Source organism: Streptomyces sp. KL2 (genome assembly GCF_046529545.1).
Taxonomy (GTDB): Bacteria; Actinomycetota; Actinomycetes; order Streptomycetales; family Streptomycetaceae; genus Streptomyces; species Streptomyces radiopugnans.
The window spans coordinates 5,655,997-5,677,008 of record NZ_CP127170.1; the positions used below are offsets into that span (position 1 = coordinate 5,655,997).

Below are 21,012 nucleotides of genomic sequence, written 5' to 3' on the forward strand. Positions count from 1 at the left end.
GCCGTCAGCCCTCCAGAACGGCGCGCAGGTCCCACAGGGTGCGCCAGGTGGCGGACCCCTGTTCGGCGCGGCGGCGCACGGGGCCGTCCCAGTAGCCGCGCAGCCGGGCGGCGTCCGCGGGGTCGTCCTTGCGGACCACGCCGAGCAGATGGCCCGGCAGCAGGGACAGCACGTCCCGGTCGCCGGGGAAGTACGCCGCCGCCAGGGCCAGTGCCCCGGCGACGGACACGGCCTCCGCGGTGCTCATCACCGTCGACGGCCGCTCCACCTCCCAGCCCTCCGCCGACCGGCCCTCGCGCAGGTCCCGGAACGCGGTGACCAGGGCCTCCAGCACGGCGTCGTCGACCCGGAACGGCGCCCCGGCCCGCTCCACGGACGCCCGCGCCTGGCCGCGCACCAGCGCGGTCTCCGCCTCCAGGTCCCCGATGGGGCCGACCGTCTCGAAGTTGAAGCGGCGCTTGAGGGCCGCGGACATCTCGGAGACGCCCTTGTCGCGGAGGTTGGCGGTGGCGATGAGGGTGAAGCCGGGCGCCGCGTGCGCCAGGGCGTCCTCGGTGCCGGCCAGTTCGGGAACGGCGATCCGCCGCTCGGAGAGCAGCGACACCAGCGAGTCCTGCACCTCGGGCAGGCAGCGGGTGACCTCCTCGACGCGGGCGACGGCGCCCCGGGACATGGCGGTCAGGACGGGGGAGGGCACGAGCGCCTGCCGGGTGGGGCCCTGCGCCAGCAGCAGCGCGTAGTTCCAGCCGTACCTGAGCTGGTCCTCGGTGGTGCCGGCCGTGCCCTGCACCACCAGCGCGCTGGTGCCGCACACGGCGGCCGACAGCAGCTCCGACAGCATCGACTTGGCGGTGCCGGGCTCGCCGACGAGCAGCAGGCCGCGTTCCCCGGCGAGGGTGACCACGCACCGCTCGACCAGCGCCCGGTCGCCGACGAACTTGTCCTCGACCACCAGGCGGCGCGGCACCCCGTCGGGCGCCTCGACGCCGTCGGGCAGCTTCAGGGCGGCGCCCCCGCTGCCCATGACGAAGGTGACGACCGCACGCGGGGTCAGCCGCCACGCGGGCGGGCGCGGCCCGCCGTCGTACGCGGCGAGGAAGGCCAGCTCGGTCGCGTACCGCTCCTCGGGCGGGACGATCTGGCGGGCCGGGGCGGAGGGGAGGGTGGTGGTCATCGATTCGGTTTCTTCCGGACGCGGGCGGACGGTGGTCATCGGCGGCGGCCCTTGCGGGTGGCGCGGGTGGTGAGTTCCTCGTAGGCCGGGGCGTCACCGGCGCGGACGCGGTCCCACGCGCGGGCGAACAGCTCGGGCACCGGCACCAGGAGCACCGCGCGGGAGCGGTCGGGGACCGGGTAGAGGCCCTGCTTCCAGACCTCCACCGGCAGTGCGGGGGACTTGAGGTCGAGCCAGCCGCACGGCAGGAAGAGGGTGCGCCCGGCGCGCGCCCGCTTCGCCTCGACGACCAGGCCGGTGGCCGCCAGCTCGGCGCGGGCCCTCTTCGTCCGGGCGGGCTTCCAGCCCGTCCAGCGGGCGAGGTTGCGGTCCGTCGGGTCGGGCAGGGCCAGCAGTTGCAGGTAGAGCGCCGCCGCGTCCTCGCCCAGGCCGTGGGTCCGGGCGACCTCGGCGACCAGGCCGGGCACGACGACGGCCGGGTCCTGGGCGTATCCGGCGGGTCCCTGGGGATCCGTCCCGGCCGCGAGGGCGCGGGCGAGCCCGCCGTCCAGGATCGTCCGCAGCGCCCGCATGCCCTCGCCCCGCCCCGGTCCGACGATCCCCTCGACCAGTCCGAACACGGGGTCGTCCGCGCCGGTGAGGGCGCCGGGGCGGAGCAGGACGGCCTCCTGGTCGCCGTACCAGGGACGCAGCACCAGTGCGTCGCCGACGTGCGTCAGACCGTGCGCGTCGGCCCCGCCGGTGGCGGGCAGCCCGTACACCCTGCGCAGCTCGGCGGCGGACTGCGAACCCTTGTGCGTCCACGACAGGTCCAGGTCGAGCAGCAGATGCGGATCCGCGACACGGCGGCGCAGCGCGGCCAGCCCTTCCGGCAGGACGGCGCGCAGCGGGTGCCCGTACGGCAGGTGGTAGGCGAGAGCGGCCAGGGCGGCCACGGCACGCGTCAGGCCGTACCGCCCGGGCATCGCAGCGGGGTCCTCGGCCACCAGATCGCCGTCCTTGCCGGGCCGCTGCACGGTGGTGCGGCTGATCCAGGGGGTGCGGCCCGGGTTGAGCACCTCCTCGGCGGCGCCGGCGGGCAGACCCGCCGTGAAGAGCTCCTCGGCAGTGTCCTCGGGCAGGCGGACGAGCCCGGCGAGGCGCTCCGCCCACACCCGGCCGGCCGCGTCCGTGTCCGGCCCGGCCGTCCACAGATCGTCCGGCTCCTCCGGCAGCAGCGCACCGACGAGGGCCGTCAGGTCGCCGGGCTCCAGCGAGTCCAGCAGCGCGTCGCCGAGTTTCTTCCGCCGCGGCTTCAGAGCGGTGACGGCGGCCACCTCGGCGGTGAGCTGCGACGGCCTCCCGGCGAGCAGCAGGGCCGCCTGCACGGGCCCCAGACCGCCCCGCGTCGCGGCGGCCAGGGCGGCGGGCGCGTCCGGACGCCAGGGCGCCGGGCCCTTGTCCCGGATCAGCCCGGTCACCGCCGCCAGCGTCTCGGCCGGGAACACCGGCGGGTGCGCGCTCTCCTCCTCCAGCGTGAAGTGCGCTACCGCGCCGAACGCGCCTGCCGGGTCGTGGTCCAGGGCCAGCCAGTTCACACGCCTGTTGCGGTGGTCGACGTTCCGGCAGCCGAGGAGGACGACGGTGCGGCCCTCCCGGCGCAGCACCTGGCCGACGCGCTCCTGCCCGGTGTACGGCTCGCCCAGCACGATCTCGCGCAGCGCGCCCCCGGGCGCGGCCAGCGGCCCCTGCGCGATCACCTCGAACAGCAGCAGCAGCGCCCGGCGGTGCGCCTCGGGCAGGGCCGGTGAGGCGGCGCGGTAGGCGAGCGGGCGCAGCACGTCCAGCACGGGCAGCCACACCGCACCGATGCCCGGAACGGTGAACTCCTCGCTGCGCCACCCGTCGGCGACCCCGGCGAGCCGGGCGGATTCGGGCAGGGGCCTGCCGTCGGCGGGCTCGCCGGACAGGACGTGGTTGACGGCGCGGATCTGACGCAGCGTGCTCCAGCGCTGTCCGCTGCCCCACCAGCCGTGCAGCCAGGCGAGGCCGCCGACCGCCTCGCGCAGCGTCTGGTCGTCGCCGTCCTCGGGGCTGTAGTCGGCGAACATGCCCTCGACGCGCTTGCGCTCCACCCCGGGCCGCTCCACCGGAGGCGCCGCGAACCCGGCCACGGACACCGCCAGCCGCAGCACCGCGCGCACATGGGCGGCGACACCGGCGAGCAGACGCGGCTCGGCGAGGGCGGGCAGAAGGCCGGAGACGGTCTTCCGCAGGACCTCGTCGGCGGTCGGAAGGTCGGGCTCGCCGGTGGTGGCCTCCGGACCGCTCGCCTCCTTCCTCCGTGCGGCCGCCGCCTCGGTCCTCGCCCGCAGCTCCGCCAGCGCCTGCGCCCCGGCGCACAGCAGCTCGTCCGCCTGCTCGTCGCTCAGTGCCCGCAGGACCGCCGACGCGCCCTCGTCGCGCGGCCGCAGCGCGTGCCAGAAGTCCACCGGCGGGACGAGCCGGGTGCCGGCGGCGAACTCGCCGCCCCGCTCCAGCGGTGTCACCCGGCCCGACTCCCACGCACCGGCGTTCTCGCCGCCGGCGTACAGGGCTATGTGACGGTGCTGGGCGACGACGACGGGCTCGGCGCCGCCGGGCAGCCGCAGCACGCCGAGCGGAACGCCCGGCGCCCGCCCGCCCGCCGCCGGCAGGGTGACGGTCCGGCCGTCCGGCGTACCGGCGGTGGTGCGGGCCTGATCGCCCTCGCCCTCGGTGCGCACCCAGCGGCCCAGGACCGTGCCGTCCGTGCCCAGCGGGCTGTGCTCCAGGCCGGGCTGGAGGGGCAGCACCGCGCAGTGCTGCTGGAGCAGGGTGGCGCCCTCGCGGATGCCGGACCGCAGGAACGCGGGCAGCGAGGCGCGCCCGTGCGCACCGGTGGCCGGGTCGTACTCGAGCCACACCTGCTGCCGCCCCTGTCGGCCCTGGCGCCAGTACGAGGTGCCGTCCCCCAGGACGCGGCGGCCGGGCGGCACGACCGTGTCGCCGGCGTGCAGGGCGCGCCCGCCGGTGGCGCGGCCGCCGCCCGGCAGGGGGATGGAGGTCTCGCCCACGCCGCCGCCGTACCAGTGCGGGAGCTTCTCGCCGCCGAGCGGGAACACCTCGGCGGGGCGGGCCGACCAGTAGCCGTACTGCCTGCCGTCCTGCCGCCACGTCACCAGCAGTTCGCCGTCGGTGTAGCGGAACGACGGGCGGTTCCAGCGGTCCGGCTCCACCGGCAGCCGCAGATCGTGCTCCAGCAGGACGCCCTGGGGGCCCACGACGATCGCCTTGTGCCGGCGGGAGAGGATCAGCGCCGGCCAGGCCTCGTGGACGGTGAGCGTGTCGTCGCGGTCGTGCCGGGTCTCGGCGTCCAGGCGCCGCAGCGCCTCCTCCAGCGCCGGCCAGCCCAGCTCGTCCAGGATGCCGGCGCGCAGGGTGCGGCCCAGCAGCGGTGCGGCGTCGAACGCGGCGGCCCCGGCGACGGCCTGCGGGCTGACGCGGGCGGCGACCGCGTGGAACGGACGCAGCCGCTCCAGCGCCGCGCGCGCTGCGGGCAGACCGGTCGCGGCCGTCAGCTCCGCGGCCGCGTCGTCCAGCCACTCGCGCAGCACGTCGGCGAGTACGGGGTGCCCGGCCAGCTCCTCCAGCAGCCCGGCGCCGGTGCGGTGGCCGCTCAGGTTGCCCACGGAGCGGTACAGCAGGCGCCGGCAGTGCGGGTCGGCCGCGACGGCCGCCAGGTCCCGCCGCCCGGGCAGGGTCTCCCTCAGCCACCGGTCGAGGGCGAGGAAGACGCCGGCGCCGTCCCCGGGCAGCGTCAGCGGTACGCCCTCCGCCACGCACAGGTCCAGCAGGTCGAGGTCGGCGCCGGCGTGCCAGCGGCCGGTGAAGAGGTCCACGGGGCGGCCCCGGGCACGCAGGCGCGGTGCCATGCGTTCCACCAGGGCGAGGGTGGCCGGCGAGCGGCCGCTGACGGAGGAGCCGTGCTTGCGGTGCAGCGCCCAGCGGCTGAGCCAGTCCGCCGCATCGACCCCGCCCGCCCCGCTCCCGTCGGCCCCGGCTCCGCCCGCCTCGGCCTCGCCCGTCAGCAGCCGGTCGGCGCCGGTCTCCGCGAGCAGCGCCAGCCAGAACTCGTCGTCCTCCGTCGAGCGGCCCAGCCCGGACGGCATGATCTCCAGCAGCCGGACCCGTACGGCGGGCTGCCGCCCGGCCAGGACGGCCAGCGTGGACCGGTAGGCGTTCCAGAAGGACGCGGGGGCCCGTACCGCCGCGGGCGACGCGAGCAGATCCGCCACCAGTGCGCACTCCTCGGTGACCCGGTCCAGCCCCGCGGCCCTGATCAGGCCGCGCGCGTCCTGCGGCAGGGAGGCGTACGGCGGCATGCCCGCCGCGCAGCGCTCCACGGTCAGCTGCCGGAACTGCGCCCACGCCTCGGCCGGGGCGAGCCGCGCCGAGAGGGCCTTCACGTACTCCTTGAGGGCCTTGACCGTCAGTGCCCCGGCGAAGGCGAACTCCAGGAACACCGCCCGCTGCCGCTCCTCGTCCACGGCCAGCGCGTGCACCCGCTCCGCCTCGCGGGCCTTGCCGAAGAAGGCCGCCGCGTACGTGGTGTTCTCGTGCCGGAGGAAGACGCGGGCGGCCTGCTCGTAGAAGGTGGGCAGGAAGTGCGGCACGGCCCGGCCGAGCCGCTCACCGAGCTCCTCGAAGCCCTCCTTCGCGGCGCCGGGGCGGGACTTGGCCTGCCGGGCGAGCCGCTCGACGTCCCTGACCAGCGCCAGTGCGTGGTGCCCGTTCGCCGGGTCGTTGACCAGCGCCCACGCGGGGAAGCCCAGGGTCTCCCGGCGCACCTGCCCGACCTCGTGTACCACCGGCTCGCGGACCAGCCCGAGGAAGTCCAGGGCGAGGTCCTCGGCCTCGCCGAGCATGCCCGGCACCAGCCGTACGATCCTGCGCTCCTCCAGCGCGGGGTGCGTGTAGGCGCGGACGGTGAGGACGTCGGCGTCCTCCCGGTCCGTGGCGCCCGGGGGCAGTACGGCGCCGGCCTCCAGCAGCGCGGCACAGGTGGTCTCGTCGTACGTGATGCCGTCGTACGCCGTCATGCCGCACGCTCCTCGTCCTCGATGTCGCGTCCGGCGTACAGCGCGGCCGCCATGCGCATGCCCTCGGACCAGGCCACCGGCCCGACCCGGCCGAGCTTCAGGACCCGGCCGGCCGGGTCGGTGAAGACCAGGGGACCGGTCTCCGTCTCCTCGTAGCCGTCGTAGTCGCCGACCCACACCCGGGCCTCGACACCGCGGCCGTCCTCCAGCACGGAGCACACCGCGTGGCCGCCGCGCACGCGGTAGCCCAGCTGGGCCGCGCGCCCGTGCAGGAACCTCAGCTCCTTGAAGACGCCGCCCGCGTAGTCCTCGACGCAAGCCGCCTCGGCGTCCAGCGCCGCGGGCCGGCGCCACACCTCGCGGAAGAGCTGCTGGGCGCGCTGCTCGACGCCCAGTTCGACGGCGAACTCGCGCAGCTCCTCCAGCTCCTCCAGCAGCACCGGGTGCGGCAGGCGGACCAGGCCGGGGGTGAGGCGGACGGTGTCGCCGTCGAGGTCGACCACACCGAGGCCGCGCTCGGGGTCGGCGTCCCGCAGGAACCCGGCCACCGAGCCGTCCGCCCCCGTGACCACCAGGTCGCGGAGGGCGGCCTGCCAGGCCGGGTCCGGCCACACCCGTGCCAGGACCGCGAACGGCACCGGCAGCGAGCGGACCATCCAGCGCTCCACGTCGGCCAGGCACTGCCGTTCGTGCCGCTCCAGCCACTCGGCGAGCTGACGCAGCCCCACCACCGCCGGATCGTCAGCGATCTTCGGCGGTACGGACTTCAGCCGCCGCCCGGCCGCGTTCCGGCACACCACCTTCCCGCCGTCGAGGGCGACTTCGTAGCCGCCGGCCGACACCCACCCCATGCGTGCCTCCCGCATCCGCAGTGATCAAGTGACGGGAACTGTAGAGCAGGGCGCTGACACCGCAGGACGGGCGGAAGCGGCGGGAGGTGACGGCCGGTCGGGCCCCGCGCCCCGGACCCGTGCCCCGGCCCGTCCGAGGGCCCGCGGCGTCCCGGTCGCCACCGGCCCCGAACCGCCCGGCGGCGCGCGCCCGTTCGCCGGACGGCCGCGGAGGAGCAGGCCGCCGGCCCGGGTCCTGCCCCGGCGCGCGGCCCGTGGGACCCCGCAGGGTCCCGGATCCCCCGCGCCGCCCGGCTAGGATCCGGACCATGCCGCTGACCGTGAAGGACGTGGACCGGTTCGAGGCCGCCAGACCCCGTCTGGAGGCCATCGCCTACCGCCTCCTGGGCTCCGCGAGCGAGGCCGAGGACGCGGCGCAGGAGACCTTCCTGCGCTGGCAGGCCGCCGACGTCGAGCGGATCGAGGTCCCCGAGGCCTGGCTGACGAAGGTGCTCACCAACCTGTGCCTCAACCAGCTCGCCTCGGCCCGCGCGCGGCGCGAGACCTATGTGGGCCAGTGGCTGCCCGAGCCGCTGCTGGAGGGGGATCCGATGCTGGGTCCGGCCGACACCGCCGAGCAGCGCGAGTCGGTCTCGTACGCGGTCCTCGCCCTCATGGAGCGGCTGTCCCCGCACGAGCGGGCGGTGTACGTGCTGCGGGAGGCATTCGACTACCCGCACCGGGAGATCGCCGGGGTCCTCGGCATCACCGAGGCCGCCTGCCAGCAGATCCTCCACCGCGCCAGGAAGCACATCGCGGACGGCAGGGCCCGCACCGAGGTCGACGAGGCCGCCGCCCGGAGGATCGTCGAGGAGTTCCTGGCGGCCGCCGCCGGCGGGAGGACCGAGCCGCTGGTGCGGCTGCTCACCGCCGACGCCGTCTCGGTCGGCGACGGCGGCGGGAAGGTCCCGGCCCGCGCCAGGCCGGTCGAGGGCGCTCTCGCGGTCGCGAAGTTCATGCGCGGCCTGTTCAGGCCCGCCCGGGCCAAGCGCGCCCTGGTCGGCGGCTCGCCCGGACTCCACGTCGCCACCGCCAACGGCGGGCCCGCCGTCGTGGCGGCCGTGGACGGCCGGGTCGTCGGCGTCGTGTGCCTGGAGGTCACCGCCGAGGGCATCGCCGCGATCCGCAGCCAGGCCAACCCCGACAAGCTCGGACGCGCGACACGGGTGTGGGCGGTCGCCGATCACGGAGAACCCCTGTTCCACGCCTTCTGACCGCGGAGCGGAGCGCCCCCGGCCCCGGCACGGGCGCACTCCGGCCCGGATGTGACCCGCTTCACATCGCGTTCCCGTCAGGAAACGGCGCGCTGCCCGGTTCAAGGGGCGAACCGCGCAAGGGACGGAACCGCGCAGACAGGAGCCAGGGAAATGAAGCACCGCATCATCGTCCTCGGAGCCGGCTACACCGGAGCCGCCGCGGCCGGCCGCCTCGCCAGGCGGCTGCACCGTGACGACGTCGCCATCACCCTCGTCAACGCCGACCCCGACTTCGTCGAACGCGTCCGGCTGCACCAGCTCGCTGTCGGCCAGGAATTCAGGCACCGCCCGCTCGACGCGATGTTCGCGGGCACCGGCGTCGAGCTGAGGACGGCGAGGGTCACCGGCGTCGACGCCGACCGCAGGACCGTCGCCGTCACCGACACCACCGGAGACGTCCGGGAGCTGGAGTACGACACCCTGGTGTACGCCCTCGGCAGCGGCTGGAACGACCAGGGCGTCCCCGGCGCCGCCGAGCACGCCTGCGAGATCGCGAGCCGGCCCGGAGCACTCCGGCTGCGTGAACGCCTGGCCGGCCTGTCCGCCGGGCAGCCCGTGGTCGTCGTCGGCGGGGGTCTGACCGGTCTGGAGGCCGCCACCGAGATCGCCGAGGCCCGCCCGGACCTCGCGGTCTGCCTCGCCACCGAAGGCGGCCTCGGCGACCGGCTCTCGGACAGGGGACGCGCCCACCTGCGGAAGGTCTTCGACGGGCTCGGCATCACCGTGCACGAGCACACCGCCGTCACCGCCGTCGAGGCCGACCGCGTCACCACCGCCGACGGCGAGGCCGTCCCGGCCGCGGTCACCGTGTGGACCACCGGCTTCGCGGTCCACCCCGTCGCGCGGGCCACCGCCCTGGAGACCACCGCCACGGGCCGGATCGTGGTGGACGCGACCATGCGCTCGGTCTCGCACCCCGACGTGTACGCCGTCGGCGACGCCGCCATGGCGACGGGCCCCGGCGGCAAGCCGCTGCGGATGTCGTGCGCCTCGGGCACCCCCACCGCGTGGCAGGCCGCCGACGCCATCGCCGCGCGTCTGACCGGCGGGAAGCTCCCGAAGATCCCGATCCGCTACTTCAACCAGTGCATCTCGCTGGGCCGCCGGGAAGGGCTGATCCAGTACGTCACCGCCGACGACCGGGCCACCGGTGCGGCCCTCACCGGCCGGCTCGCCGCCGTCTACAAGGAACTGGTCTGCAAGGGCGCGGCATGGGGCGTCGCCAACCCGACCCTCGGCCTGCCGGTCCGCCGCCGCCGTGTCGCACGGGAGGCGGCCCGGACGAGTCCGGCCATCAGGACGTCGGCCTGACCCGTGCGGCGCGGCGGGCGCCTCCCGTCGCGGGCGCCCGCCGCGCCGACCTTCCTCGGAGCCGCCGTCTCCCGGCGCTCCCGGCCCGTCCCCCTCCTCCGGTCAGGCGGGGCCCGCCGCGGCGAGCTTCGCGGCGTCGGGGGCGTAGACGGTCATCCAGTGCGGACGCAGCCGGTAGTAGACCACCTCGTCGTCCCAGTCGAAGGCATCCTCGCCGTAGAAGTCCTTGAGGTACGAGAGCAGGTCCGGCCAGTCCGCGGCCGGTTCGCCGCCGCGGGGGTTGAGGACCTCCACCGTGCCGTGGGTGAACACCCCCAGGTCCTCGCCCCGCATGTGCGCGGCGCTGACGGCGGGACGCGCGGCGAGGTGGCGGGCCTTGGCCGCGCCGCGCGCCGTGCCGAAGTGCCACTTCCCGTGCAGGAAGTGACCGTCCACGCCGCTGATCCGCGGTTCGCCCTTCGCCGTCACTGTGGCCAGGGCGAGGGTGCACATGCCGGTGAGGACCCGGGTGAGCTGTTCCGCGTTCAGCGTCCGCTCGGTGCTGACGATCGAGCGGAGGTGGGAGGTGGAGCGGGAGAGCGAGGAGTCGAGGAGGGCCTGGAGCTCCGCGAGCTCCTCCGGTGTTTCGCGCATCGGGATCCTTGTCCGTCCGTGGGAATCCGGCCCGCGTTCACCGTCGACGCCGGCCGGTGAGGCCATGCTCGACCCGAAACCCGACACCTTGTGTCGTGTTTCCCTCCGGCCTGACCGTGTCGGGGGCCGGTTCGCCGCGCTGCGCCGCTTCATCCCGGACGACGCCGGTCGCGCCGGCCGCCGGCCGCGGTCCTGATCAGCGGTACGTCCCACGTGAACTGCCGGAACCCGACACCGTAGTACAGCCCGCGCGCCTGGGGATGCCCCGGCGCACCCAGGCAGGCGACCGTCATGTGGGTGGCCCCGGCCGCCCGTGCCCGGTGCATCCCGTGCAGGAGCATCGCCCGTGCCAGCCCCCGGCGCCGGTGGTCCCGGTGCGTCCCGACAGGCTCGAACTCGGCGGTCCTGTTCACTTCGTCGAGCCACATGATCGTCGAGGCCGCCATCGTTCCGTCGGGTGCCTCCACCAGGACGTGCAGGTCACCGCGGTACGCGGCCGTCCGCCGGACGCCCCGGTAGCCCTCGGCCGTGTACGTGGAGGGGCCCCAGGCGTCCAGATGGGCCTGGACCGCGGCCTTCGGCCCGGCCTCGTCGGCGGTGCGGAAACGGAACCCGTCCGGCAGGACCGGCGTTTCCAGGCCGGTGAGGTCCCGCTCGTTGAGCTGGGTCCAGGAGCCGGTGTCGCCGAGCGAGGCCGGGTCGGTCCGGTAGCCGTGCGCCGCCCAGCGCCGCAGGGCGAACTCGTCGGCGGCGTTCGGCGACACCGTACGCTCGAAGCCCGCCGCCGTGCCGTCATACCAGTCGATCACCTCGTCCACCACCCCGGCATGGCCGGGGTGGACCTGGTACGCCAGATAGGCCGCGGTGATCTCCTTCACCGACCCGTCGCTCCGCCTCACCCTGCGGGGGAGAAAGACCCAGCCCCACGCCACCAGGTCCCCGCCGGAGAACCACATCCGGTGCCGCCAGCTCGCCCCGTCGCAGGCGTGTCCCCTGCCCCAGTTCCAGGCCAACTCGCCGAACGAGGCGTCGCTGTTGACCAGCTCCGGGCGGGTGGCGGTGACCCGCTGCGCCAGGTCCTGCATGAGCTCCAAGTCCGCGGCGGTCACAGGCTCGGCGTCCGTCATGGTGCGCCACTGTGCCAGGACCGTACGAAGCCGTCGAGCCGTTTTCCGGGACCGCTGATCACGGCGGTCGTACGAGCACCGCCGGGTGGGCGCTTCGCACGTACGCGTCGGCGCGTCACGCACCGGCCGCGATCGTGCCGTCCCGCCGGCGCCGCGGACACCGGTTGACAAGGGGCCCGCCGCCGAGAAGGCCGCCGCACGCCGACTGCCGCAGGAGACCGCTCAGGTCCTGCGGACCCCACGGGCCGGGCGCCGGGGAGCGCGAAGTCAGGCTGGCGCGGGACGCGGCGATGGGTTTCCCCGGCCCCGGCACCCGAACGACCGGGCCGACGGGCGGGTGCGGGCGCCGGCTGCCACGCTGAGGTCACACAGGACTCGTGAAAGGGAAGCGCCGTGATCACCACCGACTTCGTCCCCGGCTCCCCCTGCTGGATCGACCTGGGAACCCCCGACGTCCGGGCCGCCGCGGCCTTCTACGGTGCGGTGTTCGGCTGGGAGTACGAGCCCATGGGGGAGGCGGAGGGCATCGAGGGCGGGATGCTCCGGAAGGACGGCAGGACCGTCGCCGGGCTCGGCAGGCTGACCGAGGAAGGCGCGCGCTCGGCGTGGATGATCTACTACTGCGTCGCCGACGTGGACGCGGTGACCCGGGCCGTCGAGCGCGCGGGCGGCACCGTGCGCGTGCCACCGACGGGTCTCGACGAGTGGGGCCGGATGGCGCAGTACAGCGATCCGCTGGGCGGTCAGTTCGCCGTTCTGCAGCCGGGGAAGGACACCGGCGCCGAGTTGATGGGCCGGCCGGGCTCGCTGTCCTGGACCGAGCTGTACACCAGCGACGCCGCGGCGGCGAAGGAGTTCTACGGGGGCGTCTTCGGCTGGCGGTTCGACGACATGGAACTGCCCGGCGGCGCGGGCACGTACTCCACCGTCACGCCCGCCGGGCTCTCCGACGAACGTGCGCAGGGCGGCATCATGGGGATGCGTACCGAGGACCTCGCCCTGGCGAACGGGCGGCCCTACTGGCACCCGGTCTTCGAGGTCGCCGACTGCGACGCCGCGGTCGCCGCGGTCACCGAGAACGGCGGCGGCGTGCAGATGGGGCCGGAGGACGCGGAGGGCGTCGGCCGGCTGGCGGTCTGCCTCGATCCGGCGAACGCGGACTTCGTGGTGCTCGCCCCGAACCCGAGCTGAGCCGCGCTCCCACGGCCGGTGGGACGATGTGCGCGGCCGAGCGCGGCCGGCCCCGGGCCGGCCGCGCTCGGCCGCCTCCGGGAGCCTCCTGCTGTGACGGCGGCGGCGCCGCCCAGGGGTCCTCCGGTGTGCCGGGGCAGACCCTCCGGGAGGGCGTCCAGGACCGTGCCGGGCTCGCCGGGAGGGGGACGAGGGGGACGGGTGCGGGGCCGTGGCGGACGCCCAGGCGGTCGCGGGCCTCCCCACCGGTCCGCCAGCGGACACCACCAGGGCCGATCGGCCCCCCGAGGGGCCTGACGGCCCCTGGCCGCAGTGAGCGGCGGTACCGAGACTGGGGGACGAAGAGGCCGCCCGCCGGTGGCCTTCCGGGACGGGAGCGCGCGATGAGCGATCCGGCGATCTCCTGGGCGGGCGTTCTCGCCCCCGGACGTGACGCTGCCGCCACGGCCTGGGAGACGTGACCGCTCGGAGCGCCGCCGCGGAACGTGTGCGTTCCCGGCCGTCTCCCCGGCACGCCTGCCGCCCGGCGCGGCCGCGCGGTTGCACGGAGTCTTGGCCGGCCATGGCCCGGGAAGGCGGTACGAGGGGGAACCGAACCCTGCCGGGAACAGGCGCGTGGCCGCGCCGCCGGCCGGGGCCCCGGCGGAGCAGCGGGCCCCCGTCCGGTTCGGCCGCCCCGGCGCACCCGCCGCACCGCGCCCGCCACCGCGTCGCCGACCCGCCTGCGAAGGAGCAACCGAACATGACCCGACAGCCGTCCGGCACGGTCCCGCGACACGACTCGGAACCGGTGGCCGACGCCCACCGGCGCGGTGCCGCGCAGGTGGCCGGGCTCCTCGGCGTGGACCCGTCCGAGGGACTGCCCGAGGCGGAGGCGCAGCGGCGGGCCGCCGCCTGGGGCACCAACTCGCTGGCCGAACCCGCTCGCCGGCCGCAGTTGCTGCGCCTGCTCGACCAGTTCCGCAGCTGGCTGATCGGCATCCTGCTCGCCGCCGCGGTCGTCGCCGGCGTCATCGGTGACATCAAGGACGCCGTCGTCATCACCGTCGTCCTCGTCCTCAACGCCGTCATCGGCTACCTGCAGGAACGCCGTGCCGAACGCAGCCTGGAGGCACTGCGGCAGATGCTGGTGCCCACAGCCCGGGTGCGTCGCGACGGCCGGGTGCAGGTGGTCCAGGCCCGCACCCTGGTGCCCGGCGACGTGGTCCTGCTCGAAGCCGGCGACCGCATCCCCGCCGACGGCCGCCTGGTGGTGGCGGAGTCCGTCGAGGCCGCCGAGGCCACGCTGACCGGCGAGTCCCAGCCCGTCGCCAAGTCGACCGCGCCCACCCGGGCCGACGGCGACGACCCGGTGCCCGTCGCCGAACGCACCGGCATGCTGTTCATGAACACCGCCGTGACCCGCGGACGCGCCGAGATGATCGTGACCGCCACCGGCATGGGCACCGAGGTGGGCCGGATCGCCGCGGCCCTGCGCACCGGCACCGAACCGCCCAGCCCGCTGCAGGTGCAGATGGACAGCCTGGGCCGGCGGCTGGCCGTGGTCAGCGGTGTCGCGGTGGCCGCCTACGCGATCGTGTCCCTCGTCCGCGGGGAGGACCTGGCCGACCTCGCCCTGCGCGCCGTGGCGCTGGCGGTCGCCGCGATCCCCGAGGGCCTGCCCGCCGTCCTCGCCCTCACCCTGGCCCTGGGCGTGCACCGGATGGCCCGCCGCGGCGCCATCGTCAAGCGCCTGGCCTCCGTGGAGGCCCTCGGCTCCGCGACCGTGGTGTGCAGCGACAAGACCGGCACCCTGACCCTGAACGAGATGACCGCCCGCGCCCTGTGGTCGGCCGGGCGCTTCTACGAGGTGACCGGCGACGGCTACGACACCGCCGGCAGCGTACGGCCGGCGGCCGGCACCGGTCCGGCAGCAGGCACCGGCCCGGCGGCCGCGGACCCGCAGGACGCGATCCTGCCGTTCGCGCTGTGCAACGACGCCCGCCTCACCGGCGAGGGCATCATCGGAGACCCCACCGAAGCCGCCGTGCTCGTGCTCGCCGCCAAGACCGGCCTCGACCCCGAGGCGCTGCGCGCCCGCACCCCGCGCACCGGCGAGGTGCCCTTCGACCCGGCCGCCAAGTACATGGCCACCTTCCACACCGAGGCCGACGGATCCGTCCGCATCCACGCCAAGGGCGCCGTCGACGTCCTGCTGGACCGCTGCACCCACGTCCTGACCGAGCACGGCCGCGTCCCCATGGACGACGAGCGGCGCCGGGAGGTCGTGGCCGCCGCCACCCGGCTGGGCGGTCAGGGCCTGCGCGTCCTCGGCGCCGCCACCGCCACCACCACCGGCCGACCGAACTCGCGGGAGGTGACGGGGCTGACCCTGACGGCGGTCGCCGGGATCGCCGACCCGCCCCGCTCCCAGGCCCGCGACGCCGTCGCCCTGGCCCAGGCCGCCGGCGTCACCGTCAAGATGATCACCGGGGACCACGCCGACACCGCCGCAGCCATCGCCCGCGAACTCGGCATCACCGGTGATGTCGTCACCGGCGCCGAACTGGCCCGGATGAGCGCCGAGGAACTCGCCTCGCGCATCGACGGCGTCGGCATCTTCGCCCGCGTCGCCCCCGAGCACAAGGTCACCATCGTCCGCGCCCTCGCGCAGCGCGGCCACATCGTGGCCATGACCGGCGACGGGGTCAACGACGCCGCCGCCCTGCGCGCCGCGCACATCGGCGTCGCCATGGGCGTCACCGGCACCGACGTCGCCAAGGAGGCCGCCGACATGGTGCTGACCGACGACGACTTCTCCACCATCGTCCGGGCGGTACGCGAAGGCCGCGCCATCTACGACAACATCACCACCTTCGTCCGCTTCCAGCTGTCCACCAACGTCGGCGCCATCCTCACCCTGCTCGCCACCGTGCTGGCCGGGCTGCCCGCCCCCATGACCGCGATCCAGCTGCTGTGGGTCAACATCATCATGGACGGGCCGCCCGCGATGGCCCTGGGCATCGACCCGCCGCGGGAGGGCATCATGCGCCGCCCGCCCCGGCCGCCCGGCGAGCGCATCCTGGGCGTCCGACGGCTGGGCGCCATCGCCCGCGCCGGCGCGGTCATGGCCACCGGCACACTGGCCGTCTTCGCGGTCGCCCGCGACCTCACCGATCCCGCGACCGCCGCGACCATGGCCTTCACCACGTTCGTGCTCTTCCAGCTGTTCAACGCCCTGAACGCGCGCAGCGAGGACGGTCCCGTCCTCGGACGCCACCAGCTGCGCAACCGCATCCTGTGGGCCAGTCTGGCAGCCGTCCTCGTGCTGCAGATCGTCGCCGTGCAGGTCCCCCTCGCCCACGGCGTCTTCGACACCGTCTCCCTCACAGCCGCCCAGTGGGCGGTGTGCGTGGCCACCGCCTCCACCGTGCTGCTCGTGGAACACCTCTGGCGGTCCCTCCGGGCGCGCGGCGGCCACACCTCCGGCGCACCCGCACCGCACCCGCACCACCGCGCCGCGGCACGCCCCGGCGAGTGAGACCGCCTGGTCTCCGGAGGCCACCGGGTACGAACGAACCCGGCTGACAGGGCCGGCAGAGGGGGGAGCCGCGACACAGCGGTTGGTGGAGGGCTGGATCCGGAGCGGCAATGTGCGGCCGCTGCTGGAACCGCTCTCCCGCTACGTCGGTCACCGGTTCGACGACATCGACCACGAGACCGTGGAAGCCGCCCTGCCCGGCACCGACGACGAGCGCCCCGACGGCTGGTACGCCTACTCCCTGGTCGGTGCCGATCGCGTAGCCCAGGTCCGGTTGACCTCCTGCGGTCGCAGCGAGACCGCGGGTGGCGGAAATCGGCGGGAAAGACGGTGCCGGGTGCCGCTACGCTCCACTCCCGCTCCTCGGAGGCGGGGCGCAGCGACGAGACATGGGGGCATGTGTGGGGGCGATCGATGCGGGTTGTGTGCTGACAGGCGACGACGAGGACGAAGCGTGGGGGCGTGCCCGGCGGTTCAGCGGCCTGTTCGCACCGCTGGCGGACGGATCCCGGCGGGTGGAACTCGCCGGGTGCGCCCCCACCGGCGGGCTGCGAGCGGCGACCGGCCACATCGGCGGCAGGCGTGCCCGTGCGGGCAACGCCCACTTGGTGCTGCTGGACGCAGTGGGCACACCCATCGGGCAGTACTTCGTCAACGACGTGACCGCCGAAGCGGTGAAGCCCTCCGTCCACGGCGCCCACCTGGTCGACCTGACCGTGCGCCTGTGGTGCCAGGACGCGTACGCCGGGGCGGCCTGGCCCTGGCACCTGCGCCGGACCGGGCGGCTGGACCGCCCCGGTCTGTGGCACCGGCTGGACCGGGCCGGCCGCCACGGCTGGTTGTCCGCCGCACTGATCCATCACGCCTTCCGCTCCGTACCGGATCGCCCGCCCGACACCGTCTACCGTCTGGACGGGCGGCACATCACCGATGTGGACGGCTTCTACTGCGCTCTCGGAGAAGCCGTCAACGGTCCCGGCGGCTACTTCGGATGGAATGCCGATGCCCTGGAGGACTGCCTGCTCGGCCATTGGGGAGCCCAGGCTCCCTTCGCCCTGCGCTGGCACGCCTTCGCCGCCGCCCGGTCCCATCTCGTGCGACCCGACGACCGCAGCGGCAGACCACCGCTGGAGGTCATCGAGGAGGTCTTCCGCGATCACCGCATCGACGTCATCGCCTGCTGACCGGCACACCAACCGACACACCGGACGCGGTCCCGCCCGTGGTGAGACGCCCGGCGCCACCGTTCGCCCCTGCCGTGCCGGTCAGTCGCGCACCCCACCTTCCGGATCCGTACCGGTCCGTCCCCGCCATCCGCCGTCGCTCTGGGAAAGGACACATGTATGGCAGTGCCGGGAAAGGGATCGCGGCGGTTGAACGTCGAGGGCGTCGCCTACCGCTGGAGGGTTCGAGGAAGGCCGACCTATGAACAGGGGCTGGCCACGTCCCCCCTGACCTATGCGGTCGAGCTCGCCGAGGCGCCCGGTAGCACCTTGGTGGTCACCACAGGCCGGGCACACCCCGGCAACTGGATCGGCGCCCCGGCCGACCCGGTCCTTCCCTCCCAGGTCGCTGCCGCCGTCCTTGCCGCCCTCGCCCGCGGATGGGCGCCCCACCGCCCCGGCTCTGCATTCCACCTCGACCAGCTGTAGTGCTTCCCTCCGTACCGGGGCCACGCGGCGGGAGCCGGACGGGTTGTCACAGGTCACTGAAAGGAGGTCGGTCGGGAGGAACCTGCCCCTGCAGCAGTGCGACGCCGGCGGCCGACCGGGGACAGCGTGGCGCGCCGTCTTCCGAAGCGGCGGGACTCCGGAGGCGAACCTGGTGGGCGGGTCGGCGGGGCGGTGCGTATCGTGCGTCCGGGTCATCCGTTGCCGTGCCGCCTGCGCGTCCGGTCGGTCCGGCGCGCCGGAGACCGGATCGACCCGTGAGAAGGGAACCCCGATGATCGCGCGCACCTCACTGCCTCCCTGTGCCGGTCCCGCCGGAGAGGCCGGCTCTTGAACGCCCGCCGGCGGATCGCCGTGGGGTGGGCCGTGCTCTGCCTGGCCGGCCTCGCCGCCACCCTCGCCCTCGGTACCGAGCCGTCCGCGGACACGCGGCGTTCCCCCGGCGGGGAACCGACGCCGACCGGCACGTACGCCGTCGACTGCCGGGAACTCGCCGACGACGTCGCGCAGGCCCGTGCCGAGGCCGAGGCCGAGGCCGAGCGCGAGCGGCGCGAAGCGCTCGCCCCGTCCGCGACCCCGGTGCGCCCGAACGCGACCCTCAGGACCGTGATGGTGCCGGAGGAGTGCGCGGACGAGTTCGAGGACCGCGGTCTGATGACACGTTGAGCACGGCGCGTCCCGCGGTCGGCCACGGGACCTCGCCGTCCGCCTCGTTCCGCGTGATCTCCGTCCACCGGATCCCGCCGTGCGGCCGCCGCGGGGCGATCGGTCCGGCTGGTACGCGGAACCCGCTGTGACCGTTACGGGTGCGCCCCCGCGGCCGTTATCGGAGCGTCTGTGCCCAGCGGCTTCGCCCCGGAGGAGCGGTGGACCTGTTCTCCGTGCTCGTGCACGGTCCCAAGGCGTTCGGACGGCGGCGGCCCCGGCGCCGTCCGGAAGCGCTGATCGGCCGCTACCGGGCGCGCCCACCGGGCACCGAGTTCGGGCGATGGGCTCTGGAAGCGGCCCGGGAGCGGCTGGCCGTACTGCCGGCGACCGAGCGGATGCCGGCCGGGCCCTTGGGGGCACAACGGGACAGGCGGCTGTACACCGAACCGGGCTGGACCTGACCACCCTTCGCAAACCTCCCCGCCCCCGACTCGCTCACGGAGGTCACCTCGGTGCCCGACCACATCCCGTCCGCGTCCCCCACCGGTGCCCCGGCCGCGCGTGCGGCGCGGGACCGTGCCGCCGCCGCCCGGGCGGCGATGGTCGCCCGTCTGGAAGAGGCCGGCGACCTTCGCCCCGGACCTGTGCGCGACGCCCTGCTGGCACTGCCCCGGGAAGTGCTGATGCCGCAGGCGTACGTGCGGCGCAGCGCACCGGAGGAGACACCGCCGCGCTGGGCGCTGCTGGACTGGTCGGCGGCCGCGGACCGGCCGGAGCTGCTCGATGTGCTGTACGACGGAAGGAGCGTGCTCATCCAGCACGGTGGCGAGCCGCTCCTGGGCCGGAAGCGCGGTGTCCGCTCAGGAGGCGCGATCACGTCGATGGCCAGCGTGACGGGAATGACGGCCCGACTGCTGCAACAGCTGGATCTGCGGCCGGGGCAGCGGGTGCTGGACATCGGCACGGGCGCGGGGGTGACCGCCGCGGTGGCGTGTCTCCTCTGCGGTGATACGGGCGTGGTCACCCTCGACCGGGATGCGCACCTCACCGCGGCCGCCCGGGCGCGCCTGGCCGACCTCGGCCACCGGCCCGTCGCCGTGACCGGAGACGGTGAGGCGGGCTGGCCCGGCCGGGCACCGTACGACCGGATCCTCGTCTCCTTCGCCGTCCCCCGCGTACCCGGGGCGTGGTTGGAGCAACTCGCGCCGGGGGGTGTGGCGCTGGCGACGGTCGGCACCAGTTCGCCGTCGTGGCCGGGCCTGGCCACGGTCACCAGGACACCGGGCGGCCGGACTGAGGCGGAGCTTCGGGCAGTGGAGTTCGGGCACCGCGCCGGGCACGGCCTGGAGCGCGTTCTTCTCGATGCCGGTCTCCGTGCACGGATCGCCGCCGGCGACGGCCGGACCGCGTACAGCCGTCTGGCACCGCCCCCGGACGCCGCCCGGGGAATGTGGCTGGCCCTGGACCATCTCCATCCCGGACTGGTGCGTGACTTCGGCGCCGAGCACCTGGGGATCGGAGCCCCCGCATGCGGCTCGTGGGTGCGCGTCCGTCCGGACGGCGGCGGGGTGTGGGCCGTCACCTCGTCGGGGCCACGCGACATCTGGGAGGAGGTCCAGGGCGTCGCCGCCCGGTGGCGGGCCGCCGGGCAGCCCGCGGCGTACCGGCTGGAGTTCGGACCGGGCGGGGAGCAGTGGGCGAGTGCCGGCCGCGGCCGAGGCACCCTGTCCTGGCAGCTCACCGATCAGCGCCCGAAGGACCCCCGAACAGGGGATGGGGAGACGCGGTGACGAGCCGGCGCCTCGGGCGAGGCCGGCGATCCGGCCGGGCCGCTCAGGGCCGGTCGCCCTCGCGCCGGTCGCGGACCGCGCCACCGGCCGGGGAGAGGCAGCGGCGTACCAGTTCGAGGGCGCGGTCGGTCACGGTGTCCAGCGGGGCGCCGTGCTCCACGGCGGTCAGGGCCGTGTGCAGCATCCCGGCGATCAGGTCGGCGGCCAGTTCGGGGTCGGGGGCGCCGATCTCCCTGACGGCGGCGCGGAACGGCTCGACCTGTTCCAGGTGGAGTTCCATGAGCCGTTCCTGGCAGGCGGGAGGCAGACCGGCGCTCATGAGGTCGGCGGCCGGCCGGTGCGCCCCCTCGGCGCCCAGGCGGAGGCTCTCCCGGAAGAACGCCTCGACGCGTTCCACCGGGCCGCTCACCGCGGCCATGGCGCCGGTGAGCGCCTCGTTCGACCGCCGGAACGCCTCCTCGGTGATGGTCGCCAGCAGGGCCGCCGAGGAGTCGAAGTACTGGTACACGCCGGAGCGGGCCAGGCCCGCCCGGGCGCCGACCGCCGCCGGGGTGACGGCGGCGGCGCCCTCGTTCACCAGGATGTCGATCGCCGCCCCGACCAGCGCCTCGCGCCGGCGGGCACGGTGCTCGGCGACGGTGGAGGCGCTGATCTTCGGCATTCGGTGGGGCTCCGGGGGTGGCGTACGGTGCCGGGAGCGCGC

Annotated in this window: 15 protein-coding genes; 9 read left to right on the forward strand and 6 right to left on the reverse strand. The window is 75.4% G+C overall.

What is annotated here, in order from left to right:
* Positions 1-4: 4 nt before the first annotated feature.
* From QPK52_RS25410 to QPK52_RS25420, 3 genes are read right to left on the reverse strand one after another with little or no spacing between them, the layout of a single operon-like run.
* Entirely contained in the window at positions 5-1,174 is a 1,170-nt protein-coding gene (locus QPK52_RS25410; RefSeq protein ID WP_410539807.1) for an ATP-binding protein, read from the reverse strand.
* Between the two features lie 35 nt (positions 1,175-1,209).
* Positions 1,210-6,273 (reverse strand): hypothetical protein, encoded by a 5,064-nt coding sequence (locus QPK52_RS25415; RefSeq protein WP_410539808.1) that lies wholly within the window; start codon positions 6,271-6,273, stop codon positions 1,210-1,212.
* Positions 6,270-7,124 (reverse strand): DUF4132 domain-containing protein, encoded by an 855-nt coding sequence (locus QPK52_RS25420; RefSeq protein ID WP_410539809.1) that lies wholly within the window; start codon positions 7,122-7,124, stop codon positions 6,270-6,272. Before QPK52_RS25420 ends, QPK52_RS25415 begins: the two co-directional genes overlap by 4 nt.
* 308 nt (positions 7,125-7,432) lie before the next feature.
* Between QPK52_RS25420 and QPK52_RS25425 the strand changes: the two genes are divergently transcribed.
* Together QPK52_RS25425 and QPK52_RS25430 are read left to right on the forward strand one after the other, a co-directional pair.
* The gene (locus QPK52_RS25425) at positions 7,433-8,377 is read left to right on the forward strand and encodes an RNA polymerase sigma-70 factor (RefSeq protein WP_410539811.1); all 945 of its coding nucleotides are present in this window, start codon (positions 7,433-7,435) and stop codon (positions 8,375-8,377) included.
* Between the two features lie 153 nt (positions 8,378-8,530).
* Complete coding sequence (locus tag QPK52_RS25430) at positions 8,531-9,730, forward strand: NAD(P)/FAD-dependent oxidoreductase (RefSeq protein WP_410539812.1); 1,200 nt, start codon at positions 8,531-8,533, stop codon at positions 9,728-9,730.
* A 102-nt stretch (positions 9,731-9,832) separates the two neighbouring features.
* Here the strand turns inward: QPK52_RS25430 and QPK52_RS25435 are convergent, their stop codons facing one another.
* Together QPK52_RS25435 and QPK52_RS25440 are read right to left on the reverse strand one after the other, a co-directional pair.
* Positions 9,833-10,363, reverse strand: a complete 531-nt coding sequence (locus tag QPK52_RS25435; RefSeq protein ID WP_410539813.1) for a pyridoxamine 5'-phosphate oxidase family protein — start codon at positions 10,361-10,363, stop codon at positions 9,833-9,835.
* 149 nt (positions 10,364-10,512) lie between these two features.
* Positions 10,513-11,490: a GNAT family N-acetyltransferase gene (locus tag QPK52_RS25440; protein ID WP_410539814.1), complete on the reverse strand. Its 978-nt coding sequence runs from the start codon at positions 11,488-11,490 to the stop codon at positions 10,513-10,515.
* A 393-nt stretch (positions 11,491-11,883) separates the two neighbouring features.
* Here QPK52_RS25440 and QPK52_RS25445 point away from each other — a divergent pair, with 393 nt between their 5' ends.
* From QPK52_RS25445 to QPK52_RS25475, 7 genes are all read left to right on the forward strand, one after another.
* The gene (locus QPK52_RS25445; RefSeq protein ID WP_410539815.1) at positions 11,884-12,681 is read left to right on the forward strand and encodes a VOC family protein; all 798 of its coding nucleotides are present in this window, start codon (positions 11,884-11,886) and stop codon (positions 12,679-12,681) included.
* A gap of 742 nt (positions 12,682-13,423) precedes the next feature.
* The gene (locus tag QPK52_RS25450) at positions 13,424-16,201 is read left to right on the forward strand and encodes a cation-translocating P-type ATPase (RefSeq protein WP_410539816.1); all 2,778 of its coding nucleotides are present in this window, start codon (positions 13,424-13,426) and stop codon (positions 16,199-16,201) included.
* A gap of 401 nt (positions 16,202-16,602) precedes the next feature.
* A complete protein-coding gene (locus QPK52_RS25455) occupies positions 16,603-17,385 on the forward strand; it encodes a barstar family protein (RefSeq protein WP_410539817.1) in 783 nt (260 codons plus the stop codon).
* Between the two features lie 159 nt (positions 17,386-17,544).
* Positions 17,545-17,853, forward strand: a complete 309-nt coding sequence (locus QPK52_RS25460) for a hypothetical protein (RefSeq protein WP_410539819.1) — start codon at positions 17,545-17,547, stop codon at positions 17,851-17,853.
* A 348-nt stretch (positions 17,854-18,201) separates the two neighbouring features.
* Positions 18,202-18,537, forward strand: coding sequence for a hypothetical protein (locus tag QPK52_RS25465; protein ID WP_410539820.1), 336 nt, complete (start codon positions 18,202-18,204; stop codon positions 18,535-18,537).
* Between the two features lie 200 nt (positions 18,538-18,737).
* Positions 18,738-18,980: a hypothetical protein gene (locus tag QPK52_RS25470; protein ID WP_410539821.1), complete on the forward strand. Its 243-nt coding sequence runs from the start codon at positions 18,738-18,740 to the stop codon at positions 18,978-18,980.
* 51 nt (positions 18,981-19,031) lie between these two features.
* Positions 19,032-20,309, forward strand: coding sequence for a methyltransferase (locus QPK52_RS25475; protein ID WP_410539822.1), 1,278 nt, complete (start codon positions 19,032-19,034; stop codon positions 20,307-20,309).
* Between the two features lie 43 nt (positions 20,310-20,352).
* Here the strand turns inward: QPK52_RS25475 and QPK52_RS25480 are convergent, their stop codons facing one another.
* Positions 20,353-20,970 (reverse strand): TetR/AcrR family transcriptional regulator, encoded by a 618-nt coding sequence (locus tag QPK52_RS25480; RefSeq protein ID WP_410539823.1) that lies wholly within the window; start codon positions 20,968-20,970, stop codon positions 20,353-20,355.
* Between the last annotated feature and the right edge of the window lie 42 nt (positions 20,971-21,012).

Coding starts and splice junctions, on each gene's coding strand:
- QPK52_RS25415 (WP_410539808.1), bottom strand. CDS start 6,273: ATGACGGCGTACGACGGCATCACGTACGACGAGACCACCTGTGCCGCG.
- QPK52_RS25420 (WP_410539809.1), bottom strand. CDS start 7,124: ATGGGGTGGGTGTCGGCCGGCGGCTACGAAGTCGCCCTCGACGGCGGG.
- QPK52_RS25440 (WP_410539814.1), bottom strand. CDS start 11,490: ATGACGGACGCCGAGCCTGTGACCGCCGCGGACTTGGAGCTCATGCAG.
- QPK52_RS25460 (WP_410539819.1), top strand. CDS start 17,545: ATGGCAGTGCCGGGAAAGGGATCGCGGCGGTTGAACGTCGAGGGCGTC.
- QPK52_RS25435 (WP_410539813.1), bottom strand. CDS start 10,363: ATGCGCGAAACACCGGAGGAGCTCGCGGAGCTCCAGGCCCTCCTCGAC.
- QPK52_RS25430 (WP_410539812.1), top strand. CDS start 8,531: ATGAAGCACCGCATCATCGTCCTCGGAGCCGGCTACACCGGAGCCGCC.
- QPK52_RS25410 (WP_410539807.1), bottom strand. CDS start 1,174: ATGACCACCACCCTCCCCTCCGCCCCGGCCCGCCAGATCGTCCCGCCC.
- QPK52_RS25425 (WP_410539811.1), top strand. CDS start 7,433: ATGCCGCTGACCGTGAAGGACGTGGACCGGTTCGAGGCCGCCAGACCC.
- QPK52_RS25480 (WP_410539823.1), bottom strand. CDS start 20,970: ATGCCGAAGATCAGCGCCTCCACCGTCGCCGAGCACCGTGCCCGCCGG.
- QPK52_RS25450 (WP_410539816.1), top strand. CDS start 13,424: ATGACCCGACAGCCGTCCGGCACGGTCCCGCGACACGACTCGGAACCG.